Here is a 327-nt window from a genome sequence, read left to right as displayed (position 1 = left end):
GATGGACGGGGTTATGGGCGCAGTAGTATGCCTTCAGGGGGAAGGAGAAGACCGGGAGCTGATCGGATACTACACTGGTGAGCGCCATGATGAGGAAGCCTTGAGGACGTTCCTGTCGACTCATCTACCAGGGTACATGATACCATCCGGATTTGTGTGGATAGAAAAGATCCCGTTGACATCCCATGGAAAGACCGACTACCGTTCGTTGCCAGCGTACCGTCGGAGTGGCGGCGGTGTTTCGCAGGGGGAGGAGCTGACGGAGCTGGAGTCCAGCCTGATCGGCATTTGGGAGGAAGTGCTGGGAGTGAAAGGCATCGGCCGCAC

General features: G+C 57.5%; 1 pseudogene. It reads left to right on the top strand.

Features of this window, described 5'->3' with window-relative positions:
- Positions 1–13: 13 nt before the first annotated feature.
- Positions 14–327: pseudogene (locus AABK37_RS42040) on the top strand (hypothetical protein); the annotation flags it as partial.

Source organism: Tolypothrix sp. VBCCA 56010 (genome assembly GCF_050875635.1).
In the GTDB taxonomy this organism is placed as follows: Bacteria; Cyanobacteriota; Cyanobacteriia; order Cyanobacteriales; family Nostocaceae; genus Hassallia.
This window is presented reverse-complemented; position numbering and strand designations above follow the sequence as displayed.